General features: G+C 60.4%; 16 protein-coding genes. 7 read left to right on the forward strand and 9 right to left on the reverse strand.

What is annotated here, in order from left to right; all coding sequences use genetic code 11:
* Nucleotides 1-80 precede the first annotated feature (80 nt).
* The 5 genes from CNQ84_RS12380 to pyrC all read right to left on the reverse strand — a co-directional run bounded on the left by CNQ84_RS12380 (nt 81) and on the right by pyrC (nt 6,227).
* Nucleotides 81-509 (reverse strand): universal stress protein, encoded by a 429-nt coding sequence (locus CNQ84_RS12380; protein ID WP_096005174.1) that lies wholly within the window; start codon nt 507-509, stop codon nt 81-83.
* Nucleotides 510-511: 2 nt separating this feature from the next.
* Complete coding sequence (locus CNQ84_RS12385; RefSeq protein ID WP_096005175.1) at nt 512-3,103, reverse strand: TRAP transporter permease; 2,592 nt, start codon at nt 3,101-3,103, stop codon at nt 512-514.
* A gap of 154 nt (nt 3,104-3,257) precedes the next feature.
* On the reverse strand, nt 3,258-4,226 hold the full coding sequence (locus tag CNQ84_RS12390) for a TAXI family TRAP transporter solute-binding subunit (protein ID WP_096005176.1): 969 nt from the start codon (nt 4,224-4,226) through the stop codon (nt 3,258-3,260).
* A gap of 265 nt (nt 4,227-4,491) precedes the next feature.
* Entirely contained in the window at nt 4,492-5,166 is a 675-nt protein-coding gene (gene rnt / locus CNQ84_RS12395; protein ID WP_096005177.1) for a ribonuclease T, read from the reverse strand.
* Between the two features lie 26 nt (nt 5,167-5,192).
* Entirely contained in the window at nt 5,193-6,227 is a 1,035-nt protein-coding gene (pyrC, locus tag CNQ84_RS12400; RefSeq protein ID WP_096005178.1) for a dihydroorotase, read from the reverse strand.
* Between the two features lie 181 nt (nt 6,228-6,408).
* On the opposite strand from pyrC, the gene CNQ84_RS12405 reads away from it, so the two are divergent.
* The 4 genes from CNQ84_RS12405 to CNQ84_RS12420 all read left to right on the forward strand — a co-directional run bounded on the left by CNQ84_RS12405 (nt 6,409) and on the right by CNQ84_RS12420 (nt 10,021).
* Nucleotides 6,409-7,257 carry a flagellar protein MotY gene (locus tag CNQ84_RS12405; protein ID WP_165771288.1) on the forward strand — a complete coding sequence of 283 codons (849 nt, stop codon included), beginning with the start codon at nt 6,409-6,411 and terminating at the stop codon, nt 7,255-7,257.
* A 145-nt stretch (nt 7,258-7,402) separates the two neighbouring features.
* Nucleotides 7,403-8,620: an argininosuccinate synthase gene (locus CNQ84_RS12410; protein WP_083726276.1), complete on the forward strand. Its 1,218-nt coding sequence runs from the start codon at nt 7,403-7,405 to the stop codon at nt 8,618-8,620.
* A 123-nt stretch (nt 8,621-8,743) separates the two neighbouring features.
* Nucleotides 8,744-9,130, forward strand: coding sequence for a lactoylglutathione lyase (gene gloA, locus CNQ84_RS12415; protein ID WP_096005180.1), 387 nt, complete (start codon nt 8,744-8,746; stop codon nt 9,128-9,130).
* A gap of 36 nt (nt 9,131-9,166) precedes the next feature.
* Entirely contained in the window at nt 9,167-10,021 is an 855-nt protein-coding gene (locus tag CNQ84_RS12420; protein WP_096005181.1) for a hypothetical protein, read from the forward strand.
* A gap of 1 nt (nt 10,022) precedes the next feature.
* Here CNQ84_RS12420 and CNQ84_RS12425 read toward each other — a convergent pair whose 3' ends face one another.
* Nucleotides 10,023-11,351, reverse strand: coding sequence for a deoxyguanosinetriphosphate triphosphohydrolase (locus CNQ84_RS12425; protein WP_096005182.1), 1,329 nt, complete (start codon nt 11,349-11,351; stop codon nt 10,023-10,025).
* Between the two features lie 261 nt (nt 11,352-11,612).
* On the opposite strand from CNQ84_RS12425, the gene nadN reads away from it, so the two are divergent.
* From nadN to CNQ84_RS12440, 3 genes are all read left to right on the forward strand, one after another.
* The gene (nadN, locus tag CNQ84_RS12430) at nt 11,613-13,313 is read left to right on the forward strand and encodes an NAD nucleotidase (RefSeq protein WP_096005183.1); all 1,701 of its coding nucleotides are present in this window, start codon (nt 11,613-11,615) and stop codon (nt 13,311-13,313) included.
* 134 nt (nt 13,314-13,447) lie between these two features.
* Nucleotides 13,448-13,711 carry a glutaredoxin family protein gene (locus CNQ84_RS12435; RefSeq protein WP_174704262.1) on the forward strand — a complete coding sequence of 88 codons (264 nt, stop codon included), beginning with the start codon at nt 13,448-13,450 and terminating at the stop codon, nt 13,709-13,711.
* A 3-nt stretch (nt 13,712-13,714) separates the two neighbouring features.
* Nucleotides 13,715-14,167, forward strand: a complete 453-nt coding sequence (locus CNQ84_RS12440) for a YcgN family cysteine cluster protein (protein ID WP_083726286.1) — start codon at nt 13,715-13,717, stop codon at nt 14,165-14,167.
* Nucleotides 14,168-14,204: 37 nt separating this feature from the next.
* Here CNQ84_RS12440 and CNQ84_RS12445 read toward each other — a convergent pair whose 3' ends face one another.
* The 3 genes from CNQ84_RS12445 to CNQ84_RS12455 form a co-directional block, all read right to left on the reverse strand.
* Complete coding sequence (locus CNQ84_RS12445) at nt 14,205-14,978, reverse strand: MlaA family lipoprotein (RefSeq protein ID WP_096005184.1); 774 nt, start codon at nt 14,976-14,978, stop codon at nt 14,205-14,207.
* Entirely contained in the window at nt 14,975-16,279 is a 1,305-nt protein-coding gene (locus CNQ84_RS12450; RefSeq protein WP_133065897.1) for a serine/threonine protein kinase, read from the reverse strand. Before CNQ84_RS12450 ends, CNQ84_RS12445 begins: the two co-directional genes overlap by 4 nt.
* 86 nt (nt 16,280-16,365) lie before the next feature.
* Nucleotides 16,366-16,569: a DUF2061 domain-containing protein gene (locus CNQ84_RS12455; RefSeq protein ID WP_065335826.1), complete on the reverse strand. Its 204-nt coding sequence runs from the start codon at nt 16,567-16,569 to the stop codon at nt 16,366-16,368.
* Nucleotides 16,570-16,730: the final 161 nt, after the last annotated feature.

Consider the following 16,730-nt stretch of genomic DNA (forward strand, 5'->3'; position numbering starts at 1 on the left):
AACGGCCCTGTGACGGCGGCCGCCTACCTGAGACCAAGCAGGATATATGCCAGCCATGCGAGTGGTCAGTGCGTCGTGCGTCAGCGAACGATCATCACCGAGCGTCGAGACTGCTGCACCACGCGCAATGCGTTGGTACCCAGCAGATAGTCCTCCAGCCGCTTGCGCTTGTGTGATGCCATGACGATCAGGTCAACATCCAGCTTCTTGGCGACACGCAGAATGGCCTCGTAGGCTTTGCCGTCGGCTACGATGCGTTGGACCTTGACGCCCTTGGGCACTTGCTCTGCCACAAAGGCCTTGAGGTCACTGCTGATGGCCTTTTTCGCCTTCTCGGCGTACTCGCGCGGGAAGAACCCACCCACCAGCGGCAACCCGAAGTCTGGCAGCACGGTGACGATGTGCAGCGAGGCATCGTAGGTCTGACAAAAATTGAGCGCCGTGGGCAGTGCCTTGTCCCACGACTGTTTGTGGTTCAGATCAATTGGCAGCAGGATCTTGTTGTACATGCTCAGGCCCTCGCGTGTGCGTCATCGGCAGGCCGCCGACGCCATTGCAGTCCGATCACCAGCAGCAGTACCGCCAGGCCGGGAATCCACATCCATTCCTTGGCCCAGCGATCAACCGGAGCCAGGATCTCGACAATTTCCTGATCAAAGTCAAAGCCCAGGTCAGCTGCCGGGCTGCCGTAGGTCACCATGTCGACCAGGGTACGATCACCGTCTTGCATCAGCAGCAGGCCGAGTTTGTCCAGACGCTCGCTGCCGGAGCTGCCTTCGGGCACCGGTACCAGCACAAAGAAGGTGCGCGGCTGTCCGATATCGTCTACGCCGTCGACCTGGATACGCAGGTTGCTACCGGCGTCGACCCGCTCCAGTACCTGCTCAATTTGTGCTGGCGGCACGCTGCGGTAGGGGTCGTGCACCATATCCATCCAGAAACCGGGGCGGAACAGGGTAAAGGCCACCAGTAGCAACAGCAGGCTTTCATACCAACGGCTCCTGACGACCAGCCAGCCTTGGGTGGCGGCGGCAAAGATCAGCATGGCCAGCGTCGCGACGGCAAAGATCAGCAGCCCGTGCATAAAGTCCACATCGATCAGCAGCAGATCGGTGTTGAAGATGAACAGGAAGGGCAGGGCCGCTGTACGCAGGCTGTAGTAAAACGCCTGAAAACCGGTGCGGATCGGATCGCCACCCGACACCGCCGCCGCGGCAAAGGAAGCCAGACCGACGGGCGGAGTGACGTCGGCCATGATGCCGAAATAGAACACGAACAGATGCACGGCAATCAGCGGCACCAGCAGGCCGCTTTGCTGGCCCAGGGTCACGATCACAGGCGCCAGCAGCGCCGACACGACGATGTAGTTGGCGGTGGTCGGCAGGCCCATGCCCAGAATCAGGCTGAGCACGGCGGTCAGTACCAGCATCAGCAGCAGATTGCCCATCGACAGGATCTCGACCAGATCAGCCAGGACCAGGCCCACACCGGTCTGCGAGACGGCGCCGACGATGATGCCGGCGGTCGCGGTGGCGATGCCGATACCGATCATGTTGCGCGCGCCTGCTATCAGGCCCTGCCAAAGGTCATCCAGGCCCTTAACAGTGGCGGCGCCGGCCTCGCCCTGGCCACGGAACAGCGCCATCAGCGGGCGCTGGGTAATGATGATGACGATCATCAGCACCGTGGCCCAAAAGGCCGACAGGCCGGGCGACAGGCGCTCTACCATCAGGCACCAGATCAGCACGATCACCGGCAGAATAAAGTGCAGCCCGGACATCACGGTGGGCCTGGTCTGCGGCAGGCTGACCACCGGTGCTTCCGGGTCATCCATCTCCAGTTCGGGGTAGCGCGACCCTACCTTCAGCAGACCGATATAGACCGCACCGAGCGCTGCGCCGATCACCCAGCCGGCGGCGTCGCCAAGGAGCGGTTTTAGCCAGCCCAAACCGTAGTAGACCGCAAAGGAGAGCGCCATCAGCAGGATCAGCCCGGTCATAAAGCCGAGCACCTTGCGTAGCAGTGGGCGCGGCGGGTTACTGCTTTGCAGGCCCTTCATGCCCGCTTTTACCGCTTCCAGATGCACGATGTACACCAGCGCGATATAGGAAATCAGCGCGGGCAAAAAGGCATGCTTAATGACCTCAACGTAGGAAATACCCACGTACTCAACCATCAAAAAGGCGGCCGCACCCATGACCGGCGGCATGATCTGGCCGTTGACGGACGATGCGACCTCGACCGCGCCGGCCTTCTCGGCGGAGAACCCCACGCGTTTCATCATCGGAATGGTGAAGGTGCCGGTGGTCACGGTGTTGGCGATGGACGAGCCGGAAATAAGCCCGGTCATGCCGGAGGCCACCACGGCAGCCTTGGCTGGGCCACCGCGATAGTGGCCCAATAGCGAGAACGCGACTTTGATGAAATAGTTGCCCGCGCCGGCCTTGTCGAGCAGAGAGCCGAACAGCACGAACAGGAATACGAAACTGGTAGATACGCCCAGGGCGATACCAAACACGCCCTGGGTGGTCAGCCACTGGTGGTTGATCAGGGCTTCAAGGCTGACGCCCCGGTGCGCCAGGATACCCGGCATCCAGGGGCCAGCCATGGAATAGACGATGAATACCAGGGCCACGATCATCAGCGGTGGCCCAAGGGCACGGCGTGTCGCCTCAAGCAATAGCACCAGCCCGATGACGGCGACGATCACATCCTGGGTGATGGGACGTCCCGGCCGAGCAGCCAGGTCGGTATAGAAAATGTACAGATAGGCCGCGCAAAACGCGGCCACCAGCGCCAGAACCCAATCAATGACGGGAATGTAATCGCGCGGTGATCGCTTGAACGCGGGGTAGGCCATAAAGCCCAAAAAGACGGCAAATGCGAGGTGGATCGAGCGTGATTCGGTACTGTTGAATACGCCGAAGCCCACCATGAAGGGCAAGGGCGAGGCGATCCACAACTGAAACAGCGACCAGGTCGCGGCAATACTCAGCAGCAACTTGCGGGCAGCGCCGGTTGGCTTACGTGCACCGGTATCACTGGTTGCCACCAGGTCTTCAAGTTCGGAGTTCAGATCATTGGCGTCGCTTGTTTGGCTCATGGCTGCGCGCTTCTCCTGATTATTGGTGTTTTATCCTGTGGCAGCGCTGATAGTGCTGCCTGCGCATGCGTCTCTTGTGAAGCCGCGATGCAGTGCAAAAGGGGACGCTTGAGTGGAAAGCAAAAAAGGGGCCTGAAAGGCCCCTTTTTTGTGATTACATCCAGCCGCGTTCCTTGTAGTAGCGGATCGCGCCGTCGTGCAGCGGTGCGGACAGACCTTCCTTGATCATTTCCTCTTCCTTGAGGGTGGCGAAGGCCGGGTGCAGGCGCTTGAAGCGGTCGAAGTTTTCGAACACGGCTTTCACGGTCTGGTACACGGTTTCTTCGTCGGTGGCGGTAGAGGCAACCAGGGTGGCGCGTACGCCGAAGGTTGCGGTGTCGTTATCGTTGCCGCGGTACAGGCCGCCAGGGATGATCGCCTTGGCGTAGTAAGGACGCTCGCTGATCAGCTGATCAATTTCCGGGCCGGATACCGACACCAGGTTGGCGTCTACAGTGGTGGTCGCTTCCTGGATTGAGCCATTCGGGTGGCCGACCACATAGACCATAGCGTCAATGTTGTTGTCGCCCAGAGCCGCTGCCTGCTCGGCGGCCCCCAGCTCGGAGGCCAGCGCCAGATCATCAACAGTCCAGCCCAGCGCGCCCATGACCACGTCCATGGTGTCGCGTTGACCGGAACCCGGGTTGCCGATATTGACGCGCTTGCCCTTGAGATCGGTGACACCTGAAATGCCGGCGTCTTTGCGTGCGACCACCGTCAGCGGCTCACCGTGCAGGGCAAAGAGCGCACGCATGTCACTGTAGGCGCCATCAGCTTCAAAGCTCTGGATACCTTCGTATGCCTTGTACTGGATGTCGGACTGCACAACACCCATGTTCATCTCGCCGCCGCGAATGGCGTTGACGTTGGCGACGGAGCCGCCGCTTGAGGGCGCGTTGCAGCGAATACCGTGGTCTGCGCTGTTGCGGTTGAGCAGTCGGCAGACCGACTGACCGACAACGTAGTACACACCGGTCTGGCCACCGGTGCCGATAGTCACGAAGGTTTCTGCGGCAACAGGCGTGGCGCTGAGGGAAGCGTATCCGATGGTGGCTGAGAACAGCAGGGCAAGGGATTTGCGCATGTGAAATGACTCCTTTTTCTGATTATCAATGGTCCGGCCTCTGGGCGTAGACCACGCTACAGGCGGATAAATTCCGCAAAGCCCCAAGCGGGACGGGAACTGACCAGCACGTGCTGACAGATGGGCCCTGTCCTGCCGCACGGCCGAACAGGACTACTGTTCCAGTGTAGTGGATGATTTCACTGTCATTGCGACCATAACCCCAGCGTCCCGGACGGGCAAGCACGGAGGGCACTGTAGGCAGGCAGAGGCGCCTGCCTGCTGGTCACTCGACCGGGGGCCAGCCGCCCATTTCACGCCAGCGGTTGACGATGGTGCAAAACAGGTCGGCGGTTTTCTCCGTGTCGTAGCGCGCCGAGTGCGCTTCGCGGCCATCAAAGTCGATGCCCGCTGCGCTGCAGGCCTTGGCCAGCACGGTCTGACCATAGGCCAAACCGCCCAGTGTGGCGGTATCAAAGCAGGAGAAGGGGTGGAAGGGGTTGCGCTTGAGCTCGGTACGCGCGACCGCCGCGTTGAGAAAGCCCAGATCGAAAAACGCGTTGTGGCCAACCAGCACGGCGCGCTTGCAGCCGGCTGATTTGATGGCCTTGCGGATCTGCTTGAAGATCTCGCCAAGCGCGTGTTCCTCGCTCACCGCCTGGCGCAGGGGGTGATCAAGCTTGATGCCGGTAAATTCCAGCGCGGCCGCTTCGATGTTGGCGCCTTCAAAGGGCTCGATACGAAAGAACGTGGTCTGATCCGGGTAGACCAGGCCATCGTCATCCATATTGATGGTGGTTGCCGCAATCTCCAGCAGCGCGTCGGTGGCCGCATTGAAGCCACCGGTCTCGACATCCACCACGACCGGCAGGAAGCCCCGAAAGCGGTATGCCAGCGGCGATTTGGCCTTGCCCGAGGTCACGGGATCGCGTTCTTCATCGTCAAAGTCGAACTCGCTCACGGTATTTCCTTAACGGTTGATAAGTATCAGGCCAGACGCCAGTGGATGTGTTCGCCCGCGCGCAGCGGTACGACGTTCTGATCACCGAACGGCAGTTCTGCCGGTACCGCCCAGCTGTCACGGAGCAGCGTGATGGTATCGGTATTGCGTGGCAGACCGTAGAAGTCAGCCCCGTGGAAACTGGCAAAACCTTCCAACTTGTCCAGCGCGCCCAGTTCATCAAAGGTCTCGGCGTACAGCTCGATCGCGGCGTGTGCCGTGTAGCAACCGGCACAACCGCAGGCGGCTTCCTTGGCATGGCGTGCGTGTGGTGCAGAGTCGGTGCCCAGGAAGAACTTGGCGGAGCCGGAAATGGCTGCGGCGCGCAGGGCCTGCTGATGCGTCTGACGCTTGAGCACCGGCAGACAGAACAGGTGAGGGCGAATCCCGCCAACCAGCATATGGTTACGGTTGAACATCAGGTGGTGGGCGGTAATGGTCGCAGCGACATTGTCGGATGCCTGCTCAACGAAGCTGACCGCATCGCCAGTGGTAATGTGCTCAAACACCACTTTCAGGGTGGGGAAGCGCTCTACCACCTTGATCAACTGCTGGTCGATAAAGGCTTTTTCCCGATCGAAGATGTCGACTTCGGCGTGGGTTACCTCGCCGTGCACCAGCAACAACATGCCTACCTCGGCCATGGCTTCGAGCGCCGGATAGATGTTCTCCAGCGCGGTGACGCCAGACTGGGAATTGGTGGTGGCGCCTGCCGGGTAGAGCTTGGCAGCGACGACCTGGCCGCTGGCCTTGGCCTGGCGCACGACCTCAGGAGAGGTCTGGTCGGTCAGGTACAGCACCATAAGCGGTTCAAACTGGGAGTCAGCTGGACGGGCGGCAACAATGCGCTCGCGGTAACCAGCCGCCTCGGCGGCGTCGCGTACCGGCGGTACCAGATTGGGCATGATGATGGCGCGGCCAAAGCTGCGGGCGGCGTCCGGCACCGTGTGTTGCAGCATGGCGCCGTCGCGCAGGTGAATATGCCAGTCATCCGGGCGGGTGAGCGTCAGGCGGTCAGTCATCGGGGAAATCCAGTGCTTGAGAATGGCGCAATGCTACCGCAAACAGCCCTTCTTTGACACTGCGCCGCTGGTCGGCGGCTGCACGACAGCACTAAAGTTTCTGCTGCCTGTGCCGATGATCCCGGCAAGAGAGATGTGCGTCCGTGTGTCTTTGATATTCGGAACGAACGTGGAGACCCCGGTGACACGAGCCTACCTGACTGTTCTGCTGAGCGTGGCGCTACCGGCCCAGGCGATGACCTTCCAGACCCGCATGGAAGATGTTCGCTGGCAGGTGGAGGGGGATCAGTTTGCCTGCCGTCTGTCGCAGTCGGTGGCGGGCTACGGTGAGGCGACCTTTGTGCGTCGCGCCGGGGAGCGTCCGGCGTTTGAACTGACGGCCTGGGACAACCCGATGCGTCCGGGGCCGGCGCAGGTATTCAACGAGCCACCGCCGTGGCGTCCGGGCACGGCCGCACAGCCAGTCGGCCAGGGCGTGGTTGCCAACGGCAGTCAGGCAATGCTGCTGCCCTACGAGCAGGCAGGCCGTATGCTGGCGGGCCTGGCCTCGGGGCTGCAGCCAACCATCATGCGCAGCAGCCTGGCTGGCGGTGAATCGGTGCGGGTGGTGGTCTCCAGCGTCGGCTATCAACAGGCCTGGGTCGACTATCAGGCGTGCGTCAGCAAGCTGCTGCCGATCAGTGCGGCGCAGGCCGAGCAGAGTACCATCAGCTTTCGCTCTGGCGGGAGTGTGCTGAGCGACGACGCCAAGAGCATGCTGGATGCCGTGTTGCAGTACATTCAGGCTGCGGATCAACTGAACGAGATTGTGCTCGATGGCCACTCCGACAATCAGGGCAACCGGCTGGATAATCGCGAGCTGTCGCGCCAGCGGGCGTTGGCGGTGCGTGACTACCTGATGGAAAAGGGCGTGGATGAGTCCCTGTTCAGCATGCGTTTTCACGGCGACCGCTATCCCATTGCCAGCAATCGCACCGCCGAAGGCCGCGCGGCTAACCGGCGTGTCATGCTGCGCCTGCAATACAACTAGTCCGCCCATCTGCTTGCAGACTGTCCTGTTACAGGTCTATCGCCCTGTCTCCCCTGTGATTCCCGCCTGTGTGGCGCTAGAATAGGCGCCTTTCGCCCGCTCCGTTCGGGGTGGCGGTTCAGTCTTGCTTTTAAGGGAGCACGAAATGGCAGAAGTCAAAAAAGTCGTCCTGGCCTATTCCGGCGGTCTGGATACCTCGGTCATCCTCAAGTGGCTGCAGGAAACCTACGACTGTGAAGTGGTCACCTTTACCGCTGACCTGGGTCAGGGTGAAGAAGTAGAACCGGCACGCGCCAAGGCCCAGGCCATGGGCGTCAAGGAAATCTACATCGACGATCTGCGCGAAGAATTCGTGCGTGACTTTGTGTTCCCGATGTTCCGCGCCAACACCGTTTATGAAGGTGAGTACCTGCTGGGTACCTCCATCGCGCGCCCGCTGATCGCCAAGCGCCTGATCGAAATTGCCAACGAAACCGGTGGTGATGCCATCTCCCACGGCGCCACCGGCAAGGGTAATGACCAGGTTCGCTTTGAACTGGGTGCCTACGCTCTGAAGCCGGGCGTAAAAGTGATCGCTCCCTGGCGTGAATGGGACCTGCTGTCGCGCGAGAAGCTGATGGACTACGCCGAGAAGCACGGCATTCCGATTGAGCGCCACGGCAAGAAAAAGTCTCCCTACTCGATGGACGCCAACCTGCTGCACATCTCCTACGAAGGTGGCGTGCTGGAAGATACCTGGACCGAGCATGAAGAAGACATGTGGCGCTGGACCGTTTCGCCGGAAAGCGCACCTGACCAGGCCACCTACATTGAGCTGAGCTACCGCAATGGCGACATCGTTGCCATCGACGGTAAAGAAATGACCCCGGCTGAAGTGCTGACCTACCTGAACAAGGTTGGCGGTGCCAACGGTATCGGTCGTCTGGATATCGTCGAGAACCGCTTTGTCGGCATGAAGTCCCGCGGCTGCTACGAAACCCCCGGCGGCACCATCATGCTCAAGGGCCACCGCGCGATCGAGTCCATCACCCTGGACCGTGAAGTAGCCCACCTGAAAGACAGCCTGATGCCGAAGTACGCCGAACTGATCTACAACGGTTTCTGGTGGAGCCCCGAGCGCGTCATGCTGCAGGAAATGATCGACGCCTCTCAGGTTAACGTGAACGGTGTTGTGCGTCTGAAACTGTACAAGGGCAACGTCATTGTGGTTGGCCGCAAGTCCGACGACTCGCTGTTCGACGCTAACATCGCGACCTTTGAAGACGACGCTGGCGCCTACGATCAGGCCGATGCAGCTGGCTTTATCAAGCTGAATGCACTGCGCATGCGCATTGCTGCCGGCAAAGGCCGTAAGCTGCTCTAAGTCAGTTAAGGCTCGATCTAACGCCCGGTGAAAGCGATTTCACCGGGCGTTTTCGTTTTACAGTTGCGGGCGGAGCGGGGAAACCGGTAGCTTTGTCTGTACATCCTCGCTAGGGCGCCGATCATGCGAATTCTGCACACCATGCTCCGTGTTGGAGACCTCGAAAAATCCATCGCCTTCTACACCGAAGTGCTCGGCATGACCCTGCTGCGCCGCAAGGACTACCCTGACGGCCGCTTTACCAATGCCTTTGTCGGTTATGGCAACGAGGCCGAACACGCGGTGCTGGAGCTGACCTGGAATTGGGATACCAGCAGCTATGATCTGGGCAGCGGATACGGCCACATCGCCATTGAAGTACTGGATGTGTACCGCGCCTGCGAGCAGATTCGCGCAGCCGGGGGCAAGGTCGTACGCGAGGCTGGCCCGATGAAGCACGGCAGCCGCATCCTTGCCTTTGTCGAAGACCCGGACGGCTATCGCATCGAGCTACTGTCGGCCCGGGATTAGGTCGGGTTTCTGCTTCGCACGGAAGGGAGGGCAGAGATGGCATTGACGCTGTTGGTTCTTCTGCTGGTACTGGTTGCCGGTGCCTGGTTGCGGGCACGCCAGCGCAAGCGCTGGCGCTACGCTGAAGAACGGCAGGTGGCGCTGGCGCAGATTCGCCTGCTACGCCAGTTGATCGAACAGGTTCAGCGCCACCGTGGGCTGTCCTACGGCGTGCAGTCGGGTGAGCGTTCACTGGAGGCGCGGCTCTGGTCGGTCAATCAGCAGGTTCGTCAGTTGTTCGAGCGTTGCCGGGTATACCAGCCGAGGCTGCACTGGCTGCCCAGCTGGCACCTTGCGCTGCAGCTGTGGGAGCGGGTCAATCAGCCCGACACAGCCGAGTCTCCCGAGCATATGTTGAGCCTTCAGACAGACCTTGTTCAGGCCTTGCTGGACACCGTCTGTGCGTTGGCCGAGCGCTTTGATCTGGTTTGCCTGGGCCGTCTTGCGCCGCAGGCAGAGGGTCAGTGGCTGGAGCTGCTGCACAATATCGAGCTGCTTGGGCAGTCCCGTGCCATCGGCACCGGTATTGCTGCCAACCGTCAGAACCTGACGGTGTGGCGCGAGCGCCTGGGGCTGCTTAGCCAGCAGATCAGCGAACAATGCTATGCGGCTCTGGCCCGCCTGGCCTCGGACCCGGAGCTGCGGCCCGTGCTGAGCCAGCCGGTACGCGCCGCTGAAGAGTCGCTGGACAGTCTGCTGGAGACCATCTGTGAATTGCTCAAGGAGCAGTCCACTGCGGTCCACTCGGTAGACTATTTTCAGACCGCCACCCAGGCCATCAGCGCCCAACTGTTGCTGGTCGACCTGCTGCTGCAGCGCCTGGAGCGCCGCCAGGCCAGCGCTCCAGTCTGACTCAGGCGGGGTTGATGCCGCGAATCTGGGCGGCCATATCGGCGGCGTAGAGGTCGGTCATGCCGGCGATAAAATCCAGTACCCGCAGATAGCTGCGGTAGGGCGGCCAGTCTGCCTGCGGAATGGTGTGGCCAATCAGATCAAGAATGCGCTGGTGCTTGAAGCTCAGGTTTTGCCCGGCGTGCAGCTCGTTGACCGCACTGCAAAAGGCGTCCAGCAGGGTTTCCAGCGTGCTGTAGGCACCGATCTCATGCAGTGTCTTGCGCTTGTCCTGGAAGATCCGCTTGCGCGCCATATCCTTGGCTGTCAGTACGCAATTGCGCGCTGCGGCAGGCATGTGTTCGACCAGGTCGCCCTGCAGCTCACCAGCCAGCAGCGCAGGCTGCTGATCAATAAAGGCCTGTGCGGCGGCGTTGACCAAGTGCTCGATTGCCTTGCCGCGCAGAATGGCCAGGCGTCGCCGATGTGAGTCGTTGGGGCCCAGCTGGCGATAGGTCTCCGGCAGGTCATCACCCACCAGATCCAGCAGCACACGCTCTACCTCAGCGTAAGCCAGCAGGTCCATCTCCAGCCCGTCTTCCAGATCAATCAAGCCGTAGCAGATGTCATCGGCAGCTTCGACCAGATATACCAGCGGGTGCCGCGCCCAGCGGTGCGGTCCCAGGGCCGGCAGGCCCAGTTTGTCTGCAATCTGCTGCAACAGCGGAAACTCGGCCTGATAGCAGCCGAACTTGTGCTTCTTGTAGCCAAGGTCGTTGGCATGCTGAGCAGTCCAGGGATATTTCAGGTAGGCACCCAGGGTGGCATAGGTCAGGCGCATGCCGCCTTCGGCCTGGTGATACTCAATCTGGGTCAGTACGCGAAAGCCCTGCGCGTTGCCTTCAAAATGCAGAAAGTCCTGCTTCTCGGCGTCACTCAGTTGATCCAGCATGCCGCGCTGCTCAGCCTGGCGGAACCAGTGGCGGATAGCATCCTCGCCGGAGTGTCCGTACGGCGGGTTGCCGATGTCGTGGGCCAGGCAGGCAGCCTGAACGATCACCCCCAGATCGGCTGGCTGGCACCAGTCCGGCATCTCGCTGCGCAGCATCTCGCCAACCCGCATACCGAGCGAGCGCCCGACACAGCCAACTTCCAGGCTATGGGTCAGGCGGGTGTGAATGTGATCGTTGCTGGATACCGGGTGAACCTGGGTTTTCTTGCCCAGGCGGCGGAAGGCGCCGGAAAAAATGACGCGGTCGTGATCCTTGTGAAAGGGCGTACGCCCCAATTCGTCGTCGCTGGCGACCGGTTTGCCCAGTCGTTCGCGGCACAGCAGTGTTTCCCAATCCATGCATGGCTCCTGTGGTTGGGCCGAGTATGCGGGAGGTGCCAGAGGCTGTCGAGGGCCGGGAGGGCTGTCACCAGGACGGCATCATTGGACTGACACATACAGCTGGCAGGCTTGCGCTCGAAGTACTCATTACATAGGAGCGTATTCGTGAGACCTCATGCCTTACTGGCCCTGACTTCAGTCATCTCAACGCTGGTGTTGAGCGGTTGTAATAGTGATAGCGACAGCAGTGCTGACGATAATGCGGCGGCTCAGCCTTTGATGCTGAATATTCTGCATATCAACGATCACCATTCCAATCTGGAAGAAACCAGCATCGACCTTGATATCGCTGGCACCGAAACCAGTTTTGCGCTGGGCGGATTTCCGCGCGTAGCAGCCAAAATGGCAGAGCGTGAAGCCGAGCTGGACAACGTGCTGAAACTGCACGCCGGCGATGCGATCACCGGCACGCTGTACTTCTCCAGTTTTGCGGGTGAGGCTGACGCAGCCCTGATGAACGAGGTCTGTTTCGATGCCTTTGCCCTGGGTAACCACGAGTTTGACCGGGGCGATGCGGGGCTGGTTAATTTTCTCGATTACCTCGCTGCAGATAGCTGTGACACCGCAGTGCTGGCTGCCAACGTCAAACCACAGGTAGGCACGCCGCTGGCCCCCGCTGCTGAAGACGACTACATCAAGCCGTACTACATTCACGAGGTGGACGGCCAACAGGTCGGGGTGATCGGCATCGATATCAGCGGCAAGACTCAAGGCAGCTCCAGCCCGCTGGCAACGACCGAGTTTCTGGATGAGCAGGAAACGGCCCAGGCGATGATCAACGAGCTGGCCGAGCAGGGCGTCAACAAGATCATCTTGCTGACGCATTATCAGTATGAGAATGACCTGGACCTGGCGCGCAACCTGTCGGGTGTGGATGTCATCGTCGGTGGCGACTCCCACACCCTGCTGGGCGATTTTGCTGCCTACGGTATGAATGCGGGTGGCGAGTATCCAACCAGGGTCACCAATGCTGATGGCAATACGGTCTGCGTGGCCCAAGCCTGGGAATACGCCAAGGTGGTTGGCGAGCTGAATGTACAGTGGGACAGCGAAGGCAATGTGGTCTCCTGCGAAGGGGTACCGCACCTGTTGCTGGATCAGCCAACCCGTAACGACGTTGCCCTGACGGGTGATGCCGAGGCTGAGGTGATGGCGGCTATTGATGCCGATCCCCAGCTCAGTCTGACCGCGCCGGATGCCGCAGCCCAGGCTGTGCTCAGCAGCTACACGCAGCAGCTCGACACCTTCCGCAATAACGTCGTTGGTATGGCCACTGAAGACCTGTGCCTGGCGCGAATTCCGGGTGTGCCCTACGGCGATACCACCTGCACCGGCGAAGACCCCAACCGTGGCGGTGACATTCCCAATGTAGTGGCCAATGCCTTCCTGTTTCTGAGCAAAAACGCCGATGTTTCCATCCAGAACGCGGGTGGCGTGCGTATTGATATCCCTGCTGGTGATATCACCATTGGCGATGCCTACACGCTGCTGCCGTTTGCCAACACGTTGACCAACCTTGAAATTACCGGTGCGGAAATTCGCCAGGTACTGAATGAGGCTGTTGATTACGCCCACAGCAACTCCAGCGGTGCCTATCCGTACGCTGCCGGCTTGCGCTGGTATGTGGATATGAATCGTCCGGCAGGTCAGCGGTTGTACGATATCGAGTATCGCGTGCGCAATGAGGGTGCGTGGCAGCCTTTGACCGATGCCATGGTACTCACTGTCGTGAGCAACAGCTTCACCGCCTTGGGGCAGGATGGCTATGTGACCTTTGGCACAGTGAGCCAAGACGGCCGCGCCGAGGACACCTTCCTCGATTATGCGCAGTCCTTTGTCGACTACATGCTGGAAGTCGGCACTGTACGCAAGCCGGCGCAGGATGAGTACTCCACGCAGTTCTACACGCCCGCCAACTGAGTTGGTCCGCGCCATGGCCTGAAGGGAAATTGCTATTTCCTTTCGGGCTCTGGCCAGTTAGCGGCTAAGAGTCGTTAGCCCGGCCCAAATGGCGCTACAATAGCGGCCTGTTTCCCGACTCGCCGTGACCCTCCATGAAGCACATCCCTCCTGTCACTCTCTATGGCACGCAGGCCTGCCACCTGTGTGAGGCCGCCATGCAGGTGCTGCAGCCACTTATTGCCGACGGTTTGCGCGTTAGCGAGGTCGATATCAGCGACAGTGACGAGCTGATGCAGCGCTATCAGATGCGTATTCCGGTGCTTCAACGCACGGACAGCGGCGCCGAGCTGGATTTTCCGTTTGACCTGGCCCAGGTGATGGACTGGTTGGGCGATGACTTGCGCGAAGAGGGTTAACCAATGGCGATGCGAGTGGTGCCATTCTGGAAGCGCAAGGCGCTGACCGAGCTTGATCGTGACGAGTGGGAGTCGCTGTGTGACGGCTGCGGGCTTTGCTGTCTGCAAAAGCTGGAGGACGAGGATGATCCGCAGGCGATCTATTACACGCGCATTGCCTGCAAGTTGCTGGATCTGGATAGCTGTCGCTGTAGCGATTACCCCAATCGCCAGCGCTTTGTGCCGGACTGCATCCAACTGACACCGGGCAAGGCGCAGGATTTTGCCTGGTTACCGCCCACCTGCGGCTATCGCCTGGTCGCCGAGGGACAGGATCTGCCGCCCTGGCACCCGCTGATCTGTGGCGATGAACAGGCGGTGCACAAGGCGGGCATCTCGCTGGCTGGCCAGATGCTGCCCGAAGGCAGCGTAGCCGATGAAGACTGGGAAGATCACATCATTTTTCGCGTTGGCTAAAAGGCCCGCGTAGACGGGCCGTTGGCGTAACAATGACTCAGTGCGAAATCTCGAACTCCCGCAGCTTGGTATGCAGATAGCGCACCTGATCGTACTCGAACGGGCTGTCCAGGGCGCCGTAGCGGAAGGGGATACCGTACCGCAGGTCGATCGCCCAGATACCCCAGGTTGCCTGGTAGTCGTTCATGAAGTCCCGGTTGTCCATGTAGTTGACGTAATCTTCAATCACCCAGTCGGCTACGCGGCCGGTGCCGTCACGCAAGCTCGAAGGGCCAAGTAAGGGGATCACCAGATAAGGCCCGGCCGGCACACCCCAGACACCCAGGGTCTGGCCGAAGTCCTCATCCTGCTGAGGTAGCCCCATTTTCTCGGCCACATCAAATATCCCGGCCAGGCCAAAGATGCTGTTGAACAGCAGGCGCGCGGTGGTTTCGCCGCTGCGCTGGAACTTGCCCTGCAGCAGGCTATTGCCCAGGTTGGGAATGTCGCGCAGATTGTCGAACACATTCGATACGCCGGTACGCACCGGGCTCGGTGTTGCCCACACGTAAGTGCGTACTACCGGCAGGTAGACGTAACGGTCAAATTGCGCGTTGAAGCGGTAAATACGCCGGTTAACGCCCTCCAGCGGATCATGTACGTTCAGGGCGCGCAGGCTGGAGCGCTCGAACTGATAGCGGTTGTCCCGCTCGTCGATATCCAGCTCCAGCAACGGGTCATTGTAGGCCGGCACCTGCGGGCCGGACTCCTGCGCTACTGCACTGAAAGACAGCGCCGTGCTCAGCAAGGCAAGGGGTAAAAGGCGCTTCATTGGGCACCTCCCTGCAGGAAGGCCAGGTACCGCTCAGTCACCGGCGCGTAGTCCAGATTGCCCCCGTGCCCACCGCTGGGGTAGAGGAAAGCCCGCTCGCCCAGGGTATCGGCGAGAAAGCGGTAATCGGACTCGGTCAGAATCAGGTCGTCGGCATTGCTGACTGCGGCAACGTCAGGGTTGTTCTGCAGAAAGTCCTGCAGACTGCGCAGGCTGGTCTCCCAGGCCATGTCGTCGATGGTCTTGTCGGCGTTTTCCAGTTGCCAGGTGGGCAGCAACTGCTCGTTGATGTAGCAGCTGAAGTCGCAGAACAACGCGCGGCGTAAGTAGGGCGTCAGTGACGTGCTGACTTTGAGTTGCTCGTCCGCCGGCACATAGCGCCCGCCGTGGGTAACCAGGTCGCTCATAAAGCTGAGATCCGCAGCGGAAAAACGAAAAACGGCACCGATCAACATGGCCAGCTCCGGATCGGTCAACGCATCGGGCGAGCTCTGAATCTCTTCGAACAGGCTTTCCTGGATGTCACTGTTGCCGCGGCTGGCAAAGTGGCGGGAGAGCTTCTGGAAAATGTGTTCGTAAAAGCTGTCGTTGTCGTCAACGCCCTCAATCCGCGTGTAGGACAGGGCGTCCAGACGCCCTACGGAGGCGTACAGGTCAACCGGCGGATTCATCAGCAGCACCCGCTCAAAGTCGAACTGGCCAAGGTGCGTGTCCAGCTCGGCGACGAACGCCGCGTGCAGGGCACCCAGACTGAAGCCCGCCAGGCGGTAAGAAGTCACTTCAAAGCCCAGTTCCTGACGCGCATTCTCGACTGCCAGGGTCATGGCAGTGTGCAGGTCACGTGCATCCTCGGCGCCCATGCCGGGCAAACCGCTGTTGGAGGCGGCAGCAATAAAGTCGTGGTTGGAGGGCGAGGACAGCACAATCACGTGCATGCCCGCCTGCCAGAACAGGCGCTTGAGGTAATCCATGCGTGTGCTGTCATAGCCCGAGCCGGTGCCGGCTACCAGGAAGATCAGCGGCGCAGCCTCGTCGTGCCAGGCGACGCGGTAGTGCAAGTCGCGGTACTGGGACAGAGCCGGAGGCAGCTTGCGGTCGGGCAGCACGCGAACCTTGAGGTCGGTTTGCTGCACATCCACATCACTGGGAGTGGGGGCTCGCAGTTTTTCCGGTGTCCCGGCAACGGTAGCCATGAAGGGGTTGGTGACGGGATAGGCATAGGGCTCGCCGGCATTGGCCGTGAGTGCAACGGTTGCCAGCAATCCGGCGCAAATCCCGAGCGTCTTTCGATAGGTTGGCAAGGCGTTACCTTCCTGGTGGCGTAAATAATGAAGTCCCTACAAATACCCGCCACAGCCAGGAAAGTTCCCTGCACAGCGCCTTTGGGTCAGGCGGGCAGGGCGTCTGGACGGGCTTTGCGGCGGCGCTCTGCGCGGTTCCAGAGCTTCTCGTGAAAGTAGAAGGCGACGGTGTTGATTGCCGGCTCGACCAGCGCCACTGCGCCGCCAATGAGGACGCTTCCGGTCATCAGGAAGACCACGCCAAAGGCGATGGAAAAGTGCATGCAGGCAAAGGTGATGGTCTTGATCATGGCTGCCTCGACTATACATCGAATGAGAATCATTACTGAATGAGGTCAGTGTAGGCGAATGCTGCGCTGGTGAGAAGCGTGATTGTGTAATGGCGGTAATAGCTGGAAATAATGGGTAAGCGGATTAAATGGTTGATCTCACCTTTGCATGAGAGTGAGAC

It is taken from the genome of Pseudomonas abyssi (assembly GCF_002307495.1).
Taxonomy (GTDB): Bacteria; Pseudomonadota; Gammaproteobacteria; order Pseudomonadales; family Pseudomonadaceae; genus Halopseudomonas; species Halopseudomonas abyssi.

What these genes read in the sequence shown, in the direction of transcription:
- CNQ84_RS12380 (WP_096005174.1), bottom strand. Translation starts at nt 509, where the DNA reads ATGTACAACAAGATCCTGCTGCCAATTGATCTGAACCACAAACAGTCG.
- CNQ84_RS12385 (WP_096005175.1), bottom strand. Translation starts at nt 3,103, where the DNA reads ATGAGCCAAACAAGCGACGCCAATGATCTGAACTCCGAACTTGAAGAC.
- CNQ84_RS12390 (WP_096005176.1), bottom strand. Translation starts at nt 4,226, where the DNA reads ATGCGCAAATCCCTTGCCCTGCTGTTCTCAGCCACCATCGGATACGCT.
- pyrC (WP_096005178.1), bottom strand. Translation starts at nt 6,227, where the DNA reads ATGACTGACCGCCTGACGCTCACCCGCCCGGATGACTGGCATATTCAC.
- CNQ84_RS12410 (WP_083726276.1), top strand. Translation starts at nt 7,403, where the DNA reads ATGGCAGAAGTCAAAAAAGTCGTCCTGGCCTATTCCGGCGGTCTGGAT.
- gloA (WP_096005180.1), top strand. Translation starts at nt 8,744, where the DNA reads ATGCGAATTCTGCACACCATGCTCCGTGTTGGAGACCTCGAAAAATCC.
- CNQ84_RS12420 (WP_096005181.1), top strand. Translation starts at nt 9,167, where the DNA reads ATGGCATTGACGCTGTTGGTTCTTCTGCTGGTACTGGTTGCCGGTGCC.
- CNQ84_RS12425 (WP_096005182.1), bottom strand. Translation starts at nt 11,351, where the DNA reads ATGGATTGGGAAACACTGCTGTGCCGCGAACGACTGGGCAAACCGGTC.
- nadN (WP_096005183.1), top strand. Translation starts at nt 11,613, where the DNA reads ATGCTGAATATTCTGCATATCAACGATCACCATTCCAATCTGGAAGAA.
- CNQ84_RS12435 (WP_174704262.1), top strand. Translation starts at nt 13,448, where the DNA reads ATGAAGCACATCCCTCCTGTCACTCTCTATGGCACGCAGGCCTGCCAC.
- CNQ84_RS12440 (WP_083726286.1), top strand. Translation starts at nt 13,715, where the DNA reads ATGGCGATGCGAGTGGTGCCATTCTGGAAGCGCAAGGCGCTGACCGAG.
- CNQ84_RS12445 (WP_096005184.1), bottom strand. Translation starts at nt 14,978, where the DNA reads ATGAAGCGCCTTTTACCCCTTGCCTTGCTGAGCACGGCGCTGTCTTTC.
- CNQ84_RS12455 (WP_065335826.1), bottom strand. Translation starts at nt 16,569, where the DNA reads ATGATCAAGACCATCACCTTTGCCTGCATGCACTTTTCCATCGCCTTT.